This window comes from Arthrobacter sp. BF1 (assembly GCF_056680215.1).
This window is the reverse complement of the sequence record NZ_CM155271.1, coordinates 810,320-826,112: the sequence shown is the minus strand read 5'-3', so window position 1 is coordinate 826,112 and position 15,793 is coordinate 810,320. Positions and strand designations below refer to the sequence as shown.

The 15,793-nt window shown below is 66.7% G+C and carries 14 protein-coding genes and 1 tRNA gene; 6 read left to right on the top strand and 9 right to left on the bottom strand.

Translation table 11 applies throughout. The features are described 5' to 3' along the window. Positions 1-58 precede the first annotated feature (58 nt). On the bottom strand, positions 59-886 hold the full coding sequence (locus AC1MCD_RS03965; protein WP_498676045.1) for an inositol monophosphatase family protein: 828 nt from the start codon (positions 884-886) through the stop codon (positions 59-61). Between the two features lie 32 nt (positions 887-918). Here AC1MCD_RS03965 and AC1MCD_RS03960 point away from each other — a divergent pair, with 32 nt between their 5' ends. Then, positions 919-1,569, top strand: a complete 651-nt coding sequence (locus AC1MCD_RS03960; protein WP_498676043.1) for a hypothetical protein — start codon at positions 919-921, stop codon at positions 1,567-1,569. A 49-nt stretch (positions 1,570-1,618) separates the two neighbouring features. Here AC1MCD_RS03960 and AC1MCD_RS03955 read toward each other — a convergent pair whose 3' ends face one another. After that, positions 1,619-2,380, bottom strand: a complete 762-nt coding sequence (locus AC1MCD_RS03955) for a DUF998 domain-containing protein (protein ID WP_498676041.1) — start codon at positions 2,378-2,380, stop codon at positions 1,619-1,621. An 83-nt stretch (positions 2,381-2,463) separates the two neighbouring features. On the opposite strand from AC1MCD_RS03955, the gene AC1MCD_RS03950 reads away from it, so the two are divergent. The 3 genes from AC1MCD_RS03950 (at position 2,464) to AC1MCD_RS03940 (ending at position 3,448) form a co-directional block, all read left to right on the top strand. Then, positions 2,464-2,536, top strand: a tRNA-Arg gene (locus AC1MCD_RS03950). A gap of 1 nt (position 2,537) precedes the next feature. Then, entirely contained in the window at positions 2,538-3,020 is a 483-nt protein-coding gene (locus AC1MCD_RS03945) for a DUF6314 family protein (RefSeq protein ID WP_498676039.1), read from the top strand. Next, positions 3,017-3,448 (top strand): NUDIX hydrolase, encoded by a 432-nt coding sequence (locus tag AC1MCD_RS03940; RefSeq protein ID WP_498676037.1) that lies wholly within the window; start codon positions 3,017-3,019, stop codon positions 3,446-3,448. The genes AC1MCD_RS03945 and AC1MCD_RS03940 overlap by 4 nt, the downstream gene beginning before the upstream one ends. An 80-nt stretch (positions 3,449-3,528) precedes the next feature. Here the strand turns inward: AC1MCD_RS03940 and AC1MCD_RS03935 are convergent, their stop codons facing one another. Both AC1MCD_RS03935 and AC1MCD_RS03930 read right to left on the bottom strand, forming a co-directional pair. Then, a complete protein-coding gene (locus AC1MCD_RS03935; RefSeq protein WP_498676035.1) occupies positions 3,529-5,442 on the bottom strand; it encodes an ABC transporter ATP-binding protein in 1,914 nt (637 codons plus the stop codon). Next, positions 5,439-7,109 (bottom strand): ABC-F family ATP-binding cassette domain-containing protein, encoded by a 1,671-nt coding sequence (locus AC1MCD_RS03930; protein ID WP_498676033.1) that lies wholly within the window; start codon positions 7,107-7,109, stop codon positions 5,439-5,441. Before AC1MCD_RS03930 ends, AC1MCD_RS03935 begins: the two co-directional genes overlap by 4 nt. Positions 7,110-7,364: 255 nt before the next feature. Between AC1MCD_RS03930 and AC1MCD_RS03925 the strand changes: the two genes are divergently transcribed. Together AC1MCD_RS03925 and AC1MCD_RS03920 are read left to right on the top strand one after the other, a co-directional pair. Then, entirely contained in the window at positions 7,365-8,147 is a 783-nt protein-coding gene (locus AC1MCD_RS03925; RefSeq protein WP_498676031.1) for a hypothetical protein, read from the top strand. Then, positions 8,144-8,881 carry a hypothetical protein gene (locus AC1MCD_RS03920; RefSeq protein WP_498676029.1) on the top strand — a complete coding sequence of 246 codons (738 nt, stop codon included), beginning with the start codon at positions 8,144-8,146 and terminating at the stop codon, positions 8,879-8,881. Before AC1MCD_RS03925 ends, AC1MCD_RS03920 begins: the two co-directional genes overlap by 4 nt. Positions 8,882-9,153: 272 nt before the next feature. On the opposite strand, the gene AC1MCD_RS03915 is transcribed toward AC1MCD_RS03920, so the two are convergent. The 5 genes from AC1MCD_RS03915 to mobA all read right to left on the bottom strand — a co-directional run bounded on the left by AC1MCD_RS03915 (position 9,154) and on the right by mobA (position 15,782). Continuing rightward, entirely contained in the window at positions 9,154-12,180 is a 3,027-nt protein-coding gene (locus AC1MCD_RS03915; protein ID WP_498676027.1) for an alpha-mannosidase, read from the bottom strand. 132 nt (positions 12,181-12,312) lie between these two features. Beyond that, on the bottom strand, positions 12,313-13,209 hold the full coding sequence (fdhD, locus tag AC1MCD_RS03910; protein ID WP_498676026.1) for a formate dehydrogenase accessory sulfurtransferase FdhD: 897 nt from the start codon (positions 13,207-13,209) through the stop codon (positions 12,313-12,315). Positions 13,210-13,334: 125 nt separating this feature from the next. Then, positions 13,335-14,744, bottom strand: a complete 1,410-nt coding sequence (locus tag AC1MCD_RS03905) for a molybdopterin molybdotransferase MoeA (RefSeq protein ID WP_498676024.1) — start codon at positions 14,742-14,744, stop codon at positions 13,335-13,337. 10 nt (positions 14,745-14,754) lie between these two features. Continuing rightward, positions 14,755-15,108 (bottom strand): DUF6457 domain-containing protein, encoded by a 354-nt coding sequence (locus AC1MCD_RS03900; RefSeq protein WP_498676022.1) that lies wholly within the window; start codon positions 15,106-15,108, stop codon positions 14,755-14,757. Continuing rightward, a complete protein-coding gene (gene mobA / locus AC1MCD_RS03895; RefSeq protein ID WP_498676020.1) occupies positions 15,105-15,782 on the bottom strand; it encodes a molybdenum cofactor guanylyltransferase in 678 nt (225 codons plus the stop codon). The genes AC1MCD_RS03900 and mobA overlap by 4 nt, the downstream gene beginning before the upstream one ends. Between the last annotated feature and the right edge of the window lie 11 nt (positions 15,783-15,793).

Here is a 15,793-nt window from a genome sequence, read left to right as displayed (position 1 = left end):
CCTGTGGATAACACCGGTTCCTGGCACCGCGCCGCCCGAAGCAGCCCCCAGCCGCGGCTCAGGTCACCGAGCCGGACAGGAGGGCCGCACGCAGCTCCCGCACCGCCGTCGTGCCTCCCGCCATGAACCACTGCAGCCCGTTGACCTGCACGGTGTCCGTGGCGCCGCCGGCGGCGCGGACAATCGCCTTGCCGGGCAGCCAGTCCCATTCCGGGCAGCTGTGCTGGAACCAGCAGCCCAGCTGCCCGTCCGCCACGCGGCCCAGGTCGCAGGACCCGGACCCGAACATCCGCAGGGCGGCGGCGGAGGTCGCGGCCGCGTGCCAGGGCATAGCGCAGAGCGGATCCATCAGCCAGGTGGGGTGGATGTAGGTGGCAGCCCCGAGTTCTGCAAGGGGGTTGTGGTTGCGTGCCCCACCGTCCTGGTAAGCAGCCAGTGCCTCCCCGTTCAGCGTCGCGGCCTGCGCCTTTCCGCCGAGCCACAACTTGTCCTCCTCAGGCTGGAAGATCGCGCCCAGCAGCACGTCCGCGGAGTCTTTCAGGGCAATGGCCGAGCACCAGTAGGTGGAGCCGTGCAGGAAGTTGTAGGTGCCGTCCACGGGGTCGATCACCCAAGTCCGGCCGCTGGTACCGGCCACCGAGGCGCCCTCCTCGCCCAGGATGCCGTCGTCGGGCCTGCACCGCTGGAGCTGCTCCAGCACATAGGCTTCGGCGGCGTGGTCGGCCGCCGTCACCACGTCGGAGATGGACGTTTTCTGCTGCGACTGCAGGCCGGCCATGCGCATCAGCAGCGCCAGCTGCCCGGCCTCGCGCACCAGCGCCGATGCCAGCTGGTAGTCATCCAGGGCGGGGTCGAGTTCTAGGGCGCTGTGCCTGCCAGTGGTCATTGCACCAGTCTATGCAGCGCCATAATGGTGCCATGGCCAAAACCCCAGCGCAGCGGATCAAGAAGCACGGCTCCAAGGCGGTTGTCCCGCAGCACAACCTCCCGCCGGTGATCAACCCCACCACCAGCCGTACGCCGCAGAAGGCCCAGAACAACACCAACCTGATCCTTATCGCAGGCGTGACAGTCAGCCTGTTCCTGTTCTGGTATGTCCACCTCCTGACTTTGGACCAGCTCACCCAGCTCACCACGGGACGGGCCATGCCTGATTCCCTGGTGGGCGGCTTCGATGCAAAGTACATCAGTGACCTGCGCACCGTGATGGACGACGACGCCCGCGGTCAGCTCAACTACGTCCACAAAACCGCCGGCACACTGTTCCCGCTCATCTTTGGCTTCACCTGGCTGCTGCTGATCGGCACCAACGTGGCGAAGAAGTCCCTCCGCTGGGCCCTGTGGGCCGTCCCGCTGCTGTTTGTGGTGGTCCGGCTATGGGGCAACGTCACCATCGATTCGGTGCTGGCCGCGGAAACGGCCGACGCCGGCCAGGTCGCGTTGGCATCCGCGCTCACCGTTGCGGGCTGGGTGCTGTTCGTTGTGAGCCTTCTGGCCGGGGCCGCTGCGGTGTTCCTGGGCAAGAAACCGGGGGGCAACAAGGCGAACTCCCCATCGATTGCTCCGTAACGGCCCTTTTGAGCGCCCTAAACGACTCTTACGGAGCAGCGGATGGGGGTTACGGCGTACTGGATGCGTGCAGGCGAAGCTCCCGGCGGTGCTGGCTGACGCGCTGGGCGATGATCAGCCCAGCTGTCGCCACCCCTACCGTGACCGGGTACCCCATCAGCCGCTCCAGCGTGCCGGGCTCGGGCACGTTCATCCCGGTCAGTCCGCCGGTCACAAGTGCTGCGAGCGACGCCAGCCCGCACACCAGCACAAACCATCCGAGCGGCGTCTGCCGCAGCCACAATGCGCCCAGCACCAGCACCGCGAGCGCGCCGGCGATGAAGTACATAAGCGCGCCGGTGTAGTGCCAGCCGGAACCGACGTCCTCCGGCACCAGTCCCACGATCATGGTCCCGGCGCCGGCGGTGCCGGCCAGGATCCGGACCCAGACCGCGGCCAGCCAGGGTTTCCGGTGTCCGGGCTGCACCCTGGCCCCGGGCCGGGCGGCGACACACAGGAGTCCCGACGTCAGCAGCAGTGCGCCCAGGAGCATGCCCAGTCCCTGGACCACAAATGATACGTTCATCAGCCAGTGCAGCGGCGAACAGACATTTCGGCCGTCAAAAATCCCGCAGTGGACCGCGCCGAGGTCGCTGATGAAACCGGTCCGCCGGTCATAGGGCTGTGGCCCGGCCCAGCCTCCGATCACGGCTGTTTCGGCCACAAAATACTGCAGGACGCTCAGGACGGACCAGGCGCCGATGTAATGGCGGGTGGACGCAGTGTCCGGGATAAAGACCGCTGCGGGAGCGGACGACGGGGCTGAACTCATGCCAAGAGCGTAGTACGGCCTCCCACCTTGTATGCTTGTATCCGTGTCCGGACGGACCGGCCCTGCCGGAACAGCGGACACGCGCCCTCGTAGCTCAGTGGATAGAGCACGGCTCTCCTAAAGCCGGTGTCGTTGGTTCGATTCCAATCGAGGGCACTTGAACCTTCCTGCTCCGGAGTTCAGCCTCCGTGCCTACCTGCTCGGCCCTTCGCCGGCCGGCCCCGCCACGGCGGGAAAGTGGTCCGTTGAACGGCACCTGCTGGATCGGTCCACCGGCACCCGCGGAACCTTCTCCGGCGTCGTACTTTTTTCTCAAACTGACGACGGCGGCCTGGCCTTCCGTGAAGAGGGCACCATGCGCTGGCCCACCTTCACCGGCCCCGCCTCCCGTGAATACCTCCTGCAGCCCGCCGACCGGATAGACGCCCTGGACGTATTCTTCGAAGATGGGCGCCCCTTCCACCGGATGAGCTTCACCCCGGAAGCCAACCTTGACCAGCATTGGTGCGATCCCGATACCTACCGGGTGACCTACAGCTACGAGGGCCCAGACGCGTTCGGCTACACCTGGGACGTCAGCGGGCCGAGCAAGGATCTGCTGCTGACGTCGGCGCTCCTGCGGCTAGGCTCGAAGGCGTGAAAGCACGCATTGTTGTCTCCGCCGTCTGCGTGTTCGATGACGCCGGGCGGCTCCTGACCGTCCGCAAGCGCGGCACCGGCATGTTTATGCACCCCGGCAGCAAGCCGGAACCCGGTGAGACGGCCGTCCAGGCCGCGTCCCGGGAGCTGGCAGAGGAAGTGGGAATCATCATTGCGCCGCGCGACCTCGAACTGATGGGTGTCTGGATTGCCGACGCCGCGAACGAGGCCGCCACCGACATCGAAGCCACGGTGTTCCTGGCACCCGGCACGTGGACAGCCCGCCGAGCGGCAGAGATCGCCGAAATCCGCTGGCTGGATCTGGCCGCGCTTGAGCTGGAACTTGAACGGGGTGCGGAACCCCCGGCGGACCTCGCCCCGCTGCTGACGGACCACATCCTGCCCGAGCTGGCCGCCGCGCGCCGCTGACCCGCCATCCAAAGGCGAGATCTCGGCGCTATAAGCCCGTCTTAGCGCCGAAGTCGCCGCTCGGCGCCGCACTCCGGGACCTAGTACTCGGGGACGGCTTCCTCAGCCACCGCGGTGGCCTCGGCGAACTGCGTCCGGTACAGCTCGGCATAGCGTCCCTCGGCCGCGAGCAGCTCGGTGTGCGTGCCGCGTTCCACGATCCGGCCGTCCTCCACCACCAGGATGACGTCGGCGGCGCGGATGGTCGAGAGCCGGTGGGCAATCACGACGGCGGTGCGCCCCTCGAGCGCCGCGCCGAGGGCCTCCTGGACAGCAGCCTCGTTGGTCGAGTCCAGGGCCGCGGTGGCCTCGTCCAGGATCACCACGCGCGGCTGCGCAATGAGCAGGCGGGCGATGGTGAGCCGCTGGCGTTCCCCGCCCGAAAGCCGGTAACCGCGCTCCCCCACAACGGTGTCCAGGCCGTCGGGCAGGGACCGGACCATGGCCTCCAGCCGGGCCTGCCGCAGGACATCCCACATGAGCTCGTCGCTGGCGTCCGGACGGGCCAGGCGCAGGTTGGAGGCAATGCTCTCGTGGAACAGGTGCCCGTCCTGCGTCACCATGCCAAGGGTCTGCCGCATCGAATCGAAGGTGAGGTCGCGGACGTCAACGCCGGTTCCGGGCGTGGCCCCGCCAAAGCGGACGGCCCCGGAATCCACGTCATACAGGCGCGAGAGCAGCTGCGCGATGGTTGACTTGCCGGCCCCGGAGGAGCCCACGAGGGCAACGGTCTGGCCGGGTTCCACCCGGAAGCTGATTCCGTGCAGCACCTCTTCGCCGCCGCGGGTGTCCAGGGTGGAAACGTCCTCCAGCGAGGCGAGCGAGACCTTGTCCGCCGAAGGGTAGGAGAAGCGGACGTCGTCGAACTCCACGGACAGCGGACCGCGGGGAGATGAGACCGCATCGGGCTTCTGCTCGATGAGCGGCTTGAGGTCCAGGATCTCAAAGACCCGCTCGAAGCTGACCAGGGCGCTCATGATCTCGACCCGGGCGTTGGAAAGCGCCGTGAGCGGCGCGTACAAGCGGGTGAGCAGCAGTGCCAGCACCACGACGTCGCCCGCGGCCAGTTGCCCCTGCAACGCCAGGAAGCCACCGAGGCCGTACACCAGCGCGAGAGCCAGCGCCGAGACGAGAGTCAGGGCGGTCACGAAGGTGAACTGCAGCATCGCCGTCCGGATGCCGATGTCGCGTACCCGTCCTGCCCGCACGGCGAACTCGCGGGATTCCTCATCCGGCCGGCCGAAAAGCTTCACCAGGGTGGCGCCCGGAGCGGAGAACCGCTCGGTCATCTGGGTGCCCATGGACGCGTTGTGCTCCGCAGCTTCGCGGCGCAGGTCCGCCAGCTTCGAGCCCATCCGCCGGGCGGGAATCAGGAAGAGCGGCAGCAGGATCATGGCCAGCACGGTGATGAGCCAGGATTTGCCCAGCATCACCACGAGGGTCAGCGCAAGCGCCACAACGTTGCTTACCACGCCGGAGAGGGTGCCGGCGAAGGCCGACTGCGCACCGATCACGTCATTGTTGAGCCGGCTCACCAGGGCACCGGTACGGGTGCGGGTGAAGAACGCGATGGGCATCTTCTGTACGTGGTCGAAGACCTTCGTGCGGAGGTCCACGATCACGCCTTCACCGATCGTGGAGGATAGCCAGCGGGTGACCAGTCCCAGCCCGGCTTCGGCGACCGCCACAATGGCGATCAGCACGGCCAGCCAGACGACGACGTCGGTGCCCGCGCCGGCGATGATCGCATCAACCACCTGGCCGGCGAGGACCGGCGTGGCGACGGCCAGGACGGCCATCACGATGGACAACAGCACAAAGGCGATCAGCTTGCCCTTGTGTGGCCGGGCGAAGGTGAACACACGCCTGAGCGTCTCTTTCGAGAAGGGCTTCGAGCCACTCGAGGCGCGCGTGATGTTGTACAGGGAGCTCCAGGCTACCCGGTCCATGCTCATGAGTTGTTGCCTTTCGGGGCGGCGTGGCCGATCAGTTCGGAGACGGCGCCGTTGTCCACATTCCACCGTACATCCAGCCGCACGTTCTCGAGCAGCCTCCGGTCGTGGGTGACCAGCAGCAGGGCTCCCTCGTAACTTTCCAAGGCTTCTTCCAACTGTTCGATGGCGGGCAGGTCAAGGTGGTTTGTTGGTTCGTCCAGGACCAGCAGGTTCACGCCCCGCGCCTGCAGCAAGGCCAGCGCAGCACGTGTCCGTTCGCCAGGTGAGAGGGAATCCACGGAACGCGTGGTGTGGTCGGCCTTCAGCCCGAATTTAGCCAGCAGGGTGCGGACTTCAGCCGGGGTCAGGTCCGTCAGGACAGCTTCGACGGCGTCCGCCAGGTTGAGGTGGCCGGCCAGCAGTCCGCGGGCCTGGTCAATTTCGCCGATGGCCACCGAGGCGCCCATGGCGGCGTCGCCTGCGTCCGGTGCCTGGACGCCCAGGAGCAGGCGCAGCAACGTCGATTTGCCCGCCCCGTTGGGGCCGGTGATCCCGATCCGCTCCCCCGCATTCAGCTGCAGGTTCACCGGGCCCAGGGTGAAGCTGCTCTGATGGACGACGGCGTCACGCAGGGTGGCAACCACCGCACTGGACCGCGGCGCCTGGCCGATGCTGAACTGCAGCTGCCATTCCTTCCGGGGTTCCTCCACCACGTCCAGCCGTGCGATCCGGGACTCCATCTGCCGGACCTTCTGGGCCTGCTTTTCGGATGATTCGGTGCTGGCCGCGCGACGGATCTTGTCATTGTCCGGGCTCTTCTTCATGGCGTTCCGCACACCCTGGGAGCTCCACTCACGCTGCGTCCGGGCCCGCGACACCAGGTCTGCCTTGGTGGCGGCGAACTCCTCGAACTTTTCGCGTGCATGCCGCCTGGCGACGGCCCGCTCCTCCAGGAAAGCCTCGTAGCCGCCGTCGTACACCGCCACGGAATTCTGGGCAAGATCCAGCTCCACGATGGTGGTGACGCAGCGGGCCAGGAACTCACGGTCGTGGGACACCAGCACCACACCGCCGCGCAGGCCCTGGACGAAGGCTTCCAGTTTGGCCAGCCCGGCCAGGTCCAGGTCGTTCGTGGGTTCGTCCAGGAGCACCACGTCGAAGCGGCTGAGCAGGAGGGCGGCCAGTGCTACGCGCGCGGCCTGGCCGCCGGAGAGGCCGGTCATGAGGGCCTCCGGCCCGGTTTCCAGCCCGAGATCGGCTAAGACGGCCGGGATGCGTTCGTCCAGGTCCGCCGCGCCGGACGCCATCCAGCGGTCGAAAGCGAGGGAATAGGCATCGTCAGCGCCGGGGGCCCCCGAACCGAGCGCTTCGGCCGTGGACTCCATGTCCGCCGTCGCCTGGGCACAGCCGGTGCGCCGTGCGATGTAACCGGCCACGGTTTCTCCCGCCACGCGCTCGTGTTCCTGGGGGAGCCAGCCCACAAACGCGTCGGCGGGTGCGAGGCTCACGCTCCCGTCCTGCGGCTGGTCGACTCCGGCCAGAAGGCGCAGGAGGGTGGATTTTCCGGCGCCGTTGGCGCCCACCACACCCACCACGTCGCCGGGAGCCACCGTGAGGGAGAGCTTGGAGAAAAGTGTCCGGTGGTCGTGGCCACCGGAAAGGTCTTTGGCAACAAGGGTTGCAGTCATGGCTTGGTCTGTCCTCTCGCCCGGCCGGCGGAAGGCCTGATGACGCCGCCTGAATCAGCCGGAATTGCGGGGAATCCGCAGCATGCCAGCCCGCAAAAGTGCCGGGACACTAAAGAGCCCGCCGGTCCGGACTTGGGGGGTGTGCGGACCAACGGGCTCGACCGTCAAGCATAGTCGACTCCGTAGCCTGCATCAAACCGTCAGCCGCAGGCAGGCTAAAATCAAGTGCAATCATCCGTTCAGCAGAGAGCCGATATGCCCATTCCTGCCAAGGCGTTCCAGCGCTGGCTGCACGATATCGCCCCCGAGGCGAGTACCTCTGACATCTGTCGGGCGGCCGGCATCAAGCGGAGCACCCTGGCCCAACAGCTGGTGCGGGGCAAAGTGGCCGGGGCGACGGTAGTGAGCATCAGCCGCGCCTACAGCATCAACCCCGTCTCAGCGCTGGCCGGCTTTGACGCCTTCCGGCAGCTTGCCGCCCCGCCGCTCCAGCCGACCAGGGCCGAGCTGGTCAGCCAGATTTCCACGCCGGATCTCCTGCGGGCGCTCCTTTCGCGCACTGTCGCCGAACCAGGCGGACTGGCGAAAGCAGGGCAGGGCGTCGTGGAGGCCCCTGGCGCCGGTCTTCCGGATACCAGGTCAACCCCCTTGGGCCCGCCGCCGCATGCCACGTCCGTGCGGGACTGGGTGGAGGCAATCGACGACGGCGAACTGCGGCACCGCGTCTCGTCCGCCACCGGGATAGCACCACAGAATTATTCAGCGCAGTTGACCGCCAACCGGCTCACCCCCGCCTTGGCCGTCGCCACCGCTTCGGCTGCGGGCGTCGCTGCGGCTGGCGGGCTGGTGGCCACCGGACTCGTCACCGAGGCCGAGGCCGGTTGGCCTCCCGGGGCCCGGCAGGCAGCGCTGGACAGCATGACCGACGGCGAGCTGACGGTGCTGGCCGGAGAACGGCTGCAGACTCTCGGCAGGGCCCTCCGCCGGCAGGAACATGATCAAGAACGAACCGACAAGATCTGGGAGAACCTGGGATGATCGAGATCCTGCAATGGTCCACCCTGGCTGTCTGCGGCCTGGTGGCCGTGACCCGGGTTCCCAGCGCCTTGCGCGGGAAAAACAGGACGCTCTTCTACATTTTTGCCCTGATGACCCTCGCCATCATCCTCAGCATCGAGGCGCCCTATGTTGCCATAGACCGGGCGCTGGGGGGCGTCAACGTAGCCAACCTCATTCTCCGCCTGGTCATTTTCGCCGCCATCTATTTCGTGGGAATCCGCATCACCAGGGGCTTTGGTGCTGACAATGCCTACCGGCTGATTACAGGACGGATCGGGATGGCCGTCCTGGCACTGACCTCCCTGGTTGTCGTGGTTGTCTTCCTGATGATGGATACCGCCGGTTCCTCAGCGGGCATGGTCGCGGTTTCCGCCAAGGACAGCCGCAATGGACTGCTGGTCGAGTACTACGGAGCCGCCGGCCGAGCCTACCCGGCCTATGTGTCACTCGTACTGCTGCCGGCCATGGGGCGTGCAGTCAGGAGCACGCTTCCGGCGCTGGTTCGCGTGTCGGCGTTCTTATTGGCCGTCGGCGCCGTCGCCATTGGCCTGAGCCTGGTGTTCCCGCTGATCCCACCGGAGTTCGGTGTTGTGGAGTTTGTTATCAACTACACGGCGGTGCTCTGCTTCGTGTTGGGGCTGGCATTGATTGGCGTCGCCAGCCTGGTGCACAGGCGGCACCATCCGCGGCAAAAGACTTCTACTGAAAAGTAGCCTGCTCAGCTTTCACAAAATCATTAGACGTGACACAATCATGAATGTGTGAAGGTGGCGCGCGGGTGTTTGCGAACGGGGATAACTTCTTGGACGCCGCGCTGCCCCTAAGCCTTTGCGCGCATTGGGGGGATGAGTGGTGGCGGCCGTTGGGGACCGCCCCCACTCAGCCTGCTTAACGGCCCAACTCGTTACCGCTCCGCATCCCTACAGCGCCGCTCCCGGGATCGCGTGGAGGTCCCTGACCGTAAATAGTTCGAGTTCCCTGAGGACTACCGGGCGAACCTCAACGTGACCAACTGAAACGGGCGAAGAGCCAGGCTGACGCTTCCCTGCCCCGCCGGCGTCACCCCGGGTGCATCCACCGGGCGTTCCAGGAGGTCCGTTGCCTGCACGCCCTGAACCGGGAAGGCCGCTTTGATGACGCCTGCCGAGCGCTGGCCCAAGGACTCGTAGAGCCGGACCACCACATCGCCCGAACCGTCCTCCGCAAGCTTGATGGCCTCGATGACCAGGGCCGGGTTGTCCACGATGAACAATGGCTCCACCCCGCGGCCGCCGCGAACCAGGCGCGGCGCCAGGTTGGTGCGGTACCCCTCCTCCACGGCCTCAGCGATTCCTGCACCGGGACGGATGGTGACCGTTAGCTCATGCTGTCCGCGGTCCGCCGCCGGGTCGGGGAACTTGGGTGCCCGCAACAGGGAAAGACGCACTGACGTGGTGGTCCCGCCGTCGGCCTCCCTGACGTTCCTGGTGACATCGTGGCCGTAGGTGGCCGAGTTTGAAATCGCCACGCCGTAGCCGGGTTCGGCTACGTGGATCCAGCGGTGCGCGCAGATCTCGAACTTCGCTGCCTCCCAGGAGGTGTTGTTGTGCGTGGGCCGGAAGAGATGCCCGAACTGCGTTTCCGCGGCGGAGCGGTCCGCTTTGACGTCAAGCGGGAACCCCAGCTTGAGGAGTTTCTCGCTCTCCTGCCACTCAACGGCCGTGGTGATGGCCAAGGAGTCGCTGCCCACGTCCAATGTGATCCGCTGGGTCACCGGCGACGAACCGGCAAGGCGCTGCACCACCACAACGGCACTGTTTCCGATGCGCTCCAGCCGGACGTCCTGCGCGTGCGTCAGGGCCGTGACGTTGCGGCGGTAGAACTCATCGATGTCCCAGGCGTCCCATTCGTTGGGGGTGTCCCGGTGCAGTTCCAGCAGGTTGCCGCACGATCCGGGGGCGATGGCTTCCCGGCCCGTGGCGTAGTCGGTGAGGGATGTGAGCAGGCCGTCGCCGTCCAGGACAGCCCTGATGATGCCGTTGTCCAGCACAAAACCGCCATCCACCTCAGTGGCCCGGACAGGCTGTCCCTCGACGGACGGCTCGGCGGCGCCGAGTGCCGGCACGCCGTTCCGCGCGTGGGGTGCGGCGTTGAGCAGGAAGGTCCGTGAACCTTCCCCGAGCAGTGCGGCCGCCGCCTGGCCAATGATCGTTTCCAGGCCGGCGCTGATGGCGGCGTAGTTCCGTTCCGCGTCCTGGTGGACCCAGGCGATGGAACTGCCTGGCAGGATGTCGTGGAACTGGTGCAGGAGCACCAGTTGCCAGAGGCGTTTCAGCTCGGCAGCCGGGTAGGCGAAGGAGCTGCGGATGGCGGCCGTAGTGCACCAGAGTTCGGCCTCGCGCAGCAGGTGTTCGCTGCGCCGGTTGCCTCGCTTGGTCTTGGCCTGGCTGGTGTAGGTACCGCGGTGTAGTTCGAGGTACATCTCCCCTACCCACACGGGCAGGACGGCATAGCCCTCTTCCGCCTGGGTGAAGAAACTTTCGGCGGACCCTATCCTGACCTTGGGTGAGCCTTCCAGGTCCGCTGTGCGGTGGGCGGCGGCCAGCATTTCACGTGTGGGCCCGCCGCCGCCGTCGCCGTAGCCGAACGGCACCAGCGAGGTGTTGGCGCGCCCATGGTCGCGGAAATTCCGTTCAGCATGCGCCAGTTCCCGCCCGCTCAGTTCAGCGTTGTAGGTGTCCACAGGCGGGAAATGCGTAAAGAGCCGCGTGCCGTCGATGCCTTCCCAGTTGAAGGTGTGGTGCGGCATCCGGTTGACCTGGTTCCACGAAATCTTCTGTGTCAGGAACCAGCGGCTTCCGGCCGACCTGACAATCTGCGGCAGCGCCGCGGAGTACCCGAACGAATCCGGCAGCCAGGCTTCGCGGCATTCGACGCCGAATTCCTGCAGGAAAAAGTTCTTGCCTTCCACGAACTGGCGGGCCATGGCCTCGCCGCCGGGCATGTTCGTATCCGATTCGACCCACATGCCGCCCACCGGAACAAACTGGCCTGCCTTGACCTTCTCCCGGATCCTGCTGAACAGCTCGGGGTAGAACTCCTTCATCCACGCAAGCTGCTGGGCCGAGGAGCAGGAGAACACAAAACTTGGATCCTCGTCCATCAGTGACACGACATTAGAAAACGTCCTGGCGCACTTGCGGATGGTTTCGCGCACCGGCCACAGCCACGCGGAGTCGATATGCGCATGACCGGTAGCCACCAGCTGGTGCGCAGACGCATAAGCGGGACGGGACAGGACCTCGGCCAGGGCTGCGCGTCCGGCGGCGGCAGTGCCGGGGATGTCGTCCGGGTCCATCCGGTCCATCATGCGCTCCAGCGCGCGGAGGATCTCATGGCGCCGCGGCTGCTCCATGGGAAGCTCATGCATCAGTCCGGAGAGGGTCCAGACGTCCTGCTGGAGTTCCCAGACCGTCTGGTTCAGCTCCGCAATGCCGATCCTGCCGAGCCGGTACTGCGGGGCCGTACCGGCAGTCGCTGTGTCCCCCAAAGGGGTGGCGGCGAAGGTCCAGCCTTGCGCCATGTCAGGGTTGGCTGCCGCCTCAACATAGAAGTCAACGGCCATGCCGCTCCCCAGCAACTTCAGCGGGATGTATTGGTTCCGCGGCGAAATCGCCTTGATGATAGTGCCGTCGGGACGCCACGCGATGCCTTCGCACTGGAAGCCCGGGGCTTCGTTGATGAACCCGAGGTCCACCACAATTTCCACCGTGGTGTCCGCGCCTGTACCCCAGGCCTCAGGAACGTCGCCCTGGAGCCGAAGCCATTTGGTGCCCCACGGCTGGCCCCAGGCTGCACCGTGTTCCTGTGGGAGAAAGTCATGACGCAGGGCTTCCATCACGGAGACTGGTTCGCCGGGTGCGTCCCAACTGCTCAGGGTGAGGGGAACGCTGCGGGCGTAAATGGCGGGATTGATCCGCTCGCGGACAAACCGGGCCAGTCGGACTTCGGTAATCCGGCGGTCGTCATGCACTTTAAACCCTCTTAGATACGTGAATTGGATTACTCGAATCCGGACAACGCCGTCCAATCGATGGATAAAAATCTACCGGCTAGTAGACCAATAGCCAAGTGCCAGTTCCCGCCCCAGGAGCGTTGACGGGGCTTATCCCGCGACCCCGGCAGCGTCCGCTGCCACGTCCCGGGCGGACAGGGTGACCCGTTCCTGGCCGGCGTAGACGTTCATGCTCGTGCCGCGGCTGAACCCTGCCAGTGTCATGCCACTGGCCTCCGCCAGTTCTACGGCGAGGCTTGAGGGCGCACTCACTGCCGCCAGGACCGGGATCCCGGCCAATGCTGCCTTCTGGACGAGTTCAAACGATGCCCGTCCCGATACCTGCAGGACCAGCCCGGTCAGCGGCAGCATCCGCTCCCGCAGCGCCCAGCCCACCACCTTGTCCACGGCGTTGTGGCGGCCCACGTCTTCGCGCAGGCACAGCAACTCCACGTCGCCGTCGTCCTTTATTCGAAAAAGGCCCGCGGCATGGACGCCGCCGGTGGTATCAAAAACCGCCTGCTCTTCCCGAAGCCGGTGAGGCAGGGTGGCTAAAACCTCCGCAGGTATGGTCACAGGATCCGCGGCCGGGCTGTAGCGGGAGGACTTCCGTACGGCTTCGATTGAATCGGTACCGCAGATGCCGCAGGAGCTCGAGGTGAAGACGTTCCGTCCCTTGGACGGAAGTTCCACGTCAGGCCGCAGCTGGGCCTCCACCACGTTGAAGGTCTGCACACCGTTTTCATCCTCACCGGCACAGAACCGGAGCGAAACAAGCTGCTCGGGAGCCCAAATGATGCCCTCGGACACCAGGAATCCGGCCACCAGGTCAAAGTCGTCACCGGGGGTCCGCATTGTTACCGAGAATGAAAGCTCGCCGAGGCGGATCTCGAGCGGCTCTTCAACCGCGAGGACGTCCTCGCGGTGGCGGATAGGGAACTCCAGGGCGTTGGGCGAGCCATCCAGGACGTATTTGTGCACCTTGCGGCGCTGGGTAACGCGTCCCATCAGCGGGCTTCCATGCTGTTCATAGGTCAATCATCGCACCACGGATGAGCCCGTGCAGTACGCACGGGCCCCGTACAGCGGGGCCAATACAGCGGGGCCCGTCAGCCGAGCCCGCACAGGATCTATCAGCCGAGCAGGGCGCTCCAGTCCACCGGACCGGCAGGCTTCGCAGCATCCTTGCCTGCGGCCTTAGTGGCGCCCTTGGCCGCCGGCCGGGTTTTGGGCTTGCCTCCGGCGGGCTCCGGTACCGGCAGCGGCGGCCCCCACGGCAAGGCGAAGGCGGGCACGGGCTCGCCGAGCTGCACTCCGTGCGGCGGGACAACCATCACGCCGTGTGCCGACGCCAGCCCGCGCATCATCCCGGGACCGGTGTGCTTGGCTGGCGAAGCCATACCGTAGAGGAGGCGGAAAGGCATCAGGCGTGTCCTGCCCGGCTCCGGTTCGAGGGTGGCCCCGCAGGGGACGTGCTGGATGGGCGGCATGGCGCGGTGGCTCAAGGCTGCCAGCAGGGGTTCGCCCACCGTGGACAGCGCCATCATGGCGGCCAGCGGGTTCCCGGGCAGCCCCAGCACGAAACGCCCGTCCGGCAATTCGGCCAGGACAGCAGGGTGGCCGGGGCGCATGGCGATGCCGTCGATGATCAGGCGTCCGCCCAGCTCCGCCACGGCCCGGCGCAGGTGATCCGTGTCGGAGACTCCCGTCCCGCCTGTGGTGATGACGACGTCGGCGGGCAGCGCGGCGGGGTCCGGAACCTCCGGTGCGGAGTCCTCCAGCCCTGCCAGCCATTCGGGATAGGAATCGCCGATCCTTTCCTGACCGGCGTAAAGGCCGCCGAGCATGTCCACTACGGATGCAAGCTGGGGGCCGAACGTATCGCGGACCTGCCCCGGCACGGGCAAACCGTGCGCCACCACTTCGGATCCGGTGAGCAGGAGCTTCACCACGGGCTTCCCGCGGACCAGCAGGTCATCATGCCCGGCCAGTGCGGCGACGGCCAGGTGAGCCGGGTTCAGGGTCACACCGGCCTGCACCAGGACGTCCCCTTCGGCTGCCTCCTCGCCCGCCTTCCTGATGTGCTGGCCGTTCCTCGGCTCGCCGGGCCGGGCGGTGCCGCCCGTGAGCAAAAGCGGCAGGCCGTCATCGTCAGTGCCCAGCACCGCGCTCTCGCTGCGCAGCACCGCCTTGGCGCCGGGCGGGATCAATCCGCCGGTGAAAATGGGACTGGCCTGATGCGGAGCCAACCGCTGGCCGGCCTCCGCCACGATCCATGGACCGCTGCCGTTGACAGCCCAGCCGTCCATGGCCGAGGACGCGTAGTGCGGCATATCGTGCAGCGCCGTGATGTCTTCAACCAGGACCCGGCCCAAGGCATGGCTGAGCGGGACCCGTCCCGGCGGAATCGGGGTGGCACTGTCAAAGGCTGCTTGCCGCGCCTCTTCCCAGGTGTGGGCCAGGTGAGTTGAGTGGGCCTCGGGTGACGGCGGGGAATGCTGCGGGTCGGGGCTCCCGGCTTCATCGCCGGGGGCGGCGGTCATTCGACGGTGATCATTCGACGGGGGCCCCGGTGGCTTTGGCAGCCGTGGCTTCAGGCGCGGTGGCTGCGGGCGCGGTTGCTTCGGAAGCGGTAGCTTCAGAGTCGTAGTCCGCGGCCAGGGTCCGGGCACGGTCCAAGGCCGCTGTCATGGCTGCGGCGTCGGTTGCCTGCCCCGATCCTGCAGCCAGACCTGCCGCGAGGCCGGCAATGAAGGTCGTCAGCGGCGCGGCTGGCCGCACTACTGAGTGGGCCGCAACTCCGGCCAGCGACAGAATGGCATTGACGTCAATCTGCACGTCCTCCAGGTCATACGCCTGCAGCAGGGACCTGCACCACTCTTCCAGCGTCTCGTCCTGGCTCTTCACGCTTTGCCTCCCAAATCTTCTGCGGCCGCATTGCTCCGGAATCCACCGAGTGGATCAGGGCCGGCCACCCCAAGGGTGGCGGCATCGTCCCAGGTGTCCACGTCAGCCGTGGAGCCGGCCGGAACGGCGACAGGCTTTAGGTCAAGACTAGCAAGGAGTGCCCGGACCGACCCGTTATTTAGGGCACCGTTGGCGGCAAGCTCCATCGCGGAGCGTTGTAGCGCAGCCGTGCTATAAAAGCCCACCAGTGGCTGCCGGCGACCATCCTCTGAGACAGCCATCACCCCGTCCCGTTCCGAGTCCGGGCCGGCGGCGCTCAGCCCCTCCCGAAGGGCAGCCACCGCCCGCCGGACATTGGGCATGTCGCACGCCAGAACCAGGGTCAATGGAGGCCGGGTGCCGCCCGCCTTCTCCAGCGCAGCAAGCCCGGCCGCGATGGCCGCGGCCGGGCCGCCGAAGGGGGGCTCCTCACGGCAACTGAGGGTCCCCGCCGGAGTTTCCCCAGCGGGCGGACCCACGATGACGACGGCCCGGGCACCTCTGGCGGCGGCGACCGAACGGCGCAACAGGGTCTCGCCGTCGTACGTCAACCCCTGCTTGGGTACGCCGCCCAGACGCGCCGAACGTCCGCCGGCAAGAATGAGCGCATCAAAGTCGAAAGGGTCTGCATCCACGTGCCCAGCCT

Coding starts and splice junctions, on each gene's coding strand:
- AC1MCD_RS03930 (WP_498676033.1), bottom strand. CDS start 7,109: ATGACTGCAACCCTTGTTGCCAAAGACCTTTCCGGTGGCCACGACCAC.
- AC1MCD_RS03905 (WP_498676024.1), bottom strand. CDS start 14,744: ATGACCGCCGCCCCCGGCGATGAAGCCGGGAGCCCCGACCCGCAGCAT.
- AC1MCD_RS03965 (WP_498676045.1), bottom strand. CDS start 886: ATGACCACTGGCAGGCACAGCGCCCTAGAACTCGACCCCGCCCTGGAT.
- AC1MCD_RS03960 (WP_498676043.1), top strand. CDS start 919: ATGGCCAAAACCCCAGCGCAGCGGATCAAGAAGCACGGCTCCAAGGCG.
- AC1MCD_RS03925 (WP_498676031.1), top strand. CDS start 7,365: ATGCCCATTCCTGCCAAGGCGTTCCAGCGCTGGCTGCACGATATCGCC.
- AC1MCD_RS03935 (WP_498676035.1), bottom strand. CDS start 5,442: ATGAGCATGGACCGGGTAGCCTGGAGCTCCCTGTACAACATCACGCGC.
- fdhD (WP_498676026.1), bottom strand. CDS start 13,209: ATGGGACGCGTTACCCAGCGCCGCAAGGTGCACAAATACGTCCTGGAT.
- AC1MCD_RS03955 (WP_498676041.1), bottom strand. CDS start 2,380: ATGAGTTCAGCCCCGTCGTCCGCTCCCGCAGCGGTCTTTATCCCGGAC.
- AC1MCD_RS03920 (WP_498676029.1), top strand. CDS start 8,144: ATGATCGAGATCCTGCAATGGTCCACCCTGGCTGTCTGCGGCCTGGTG.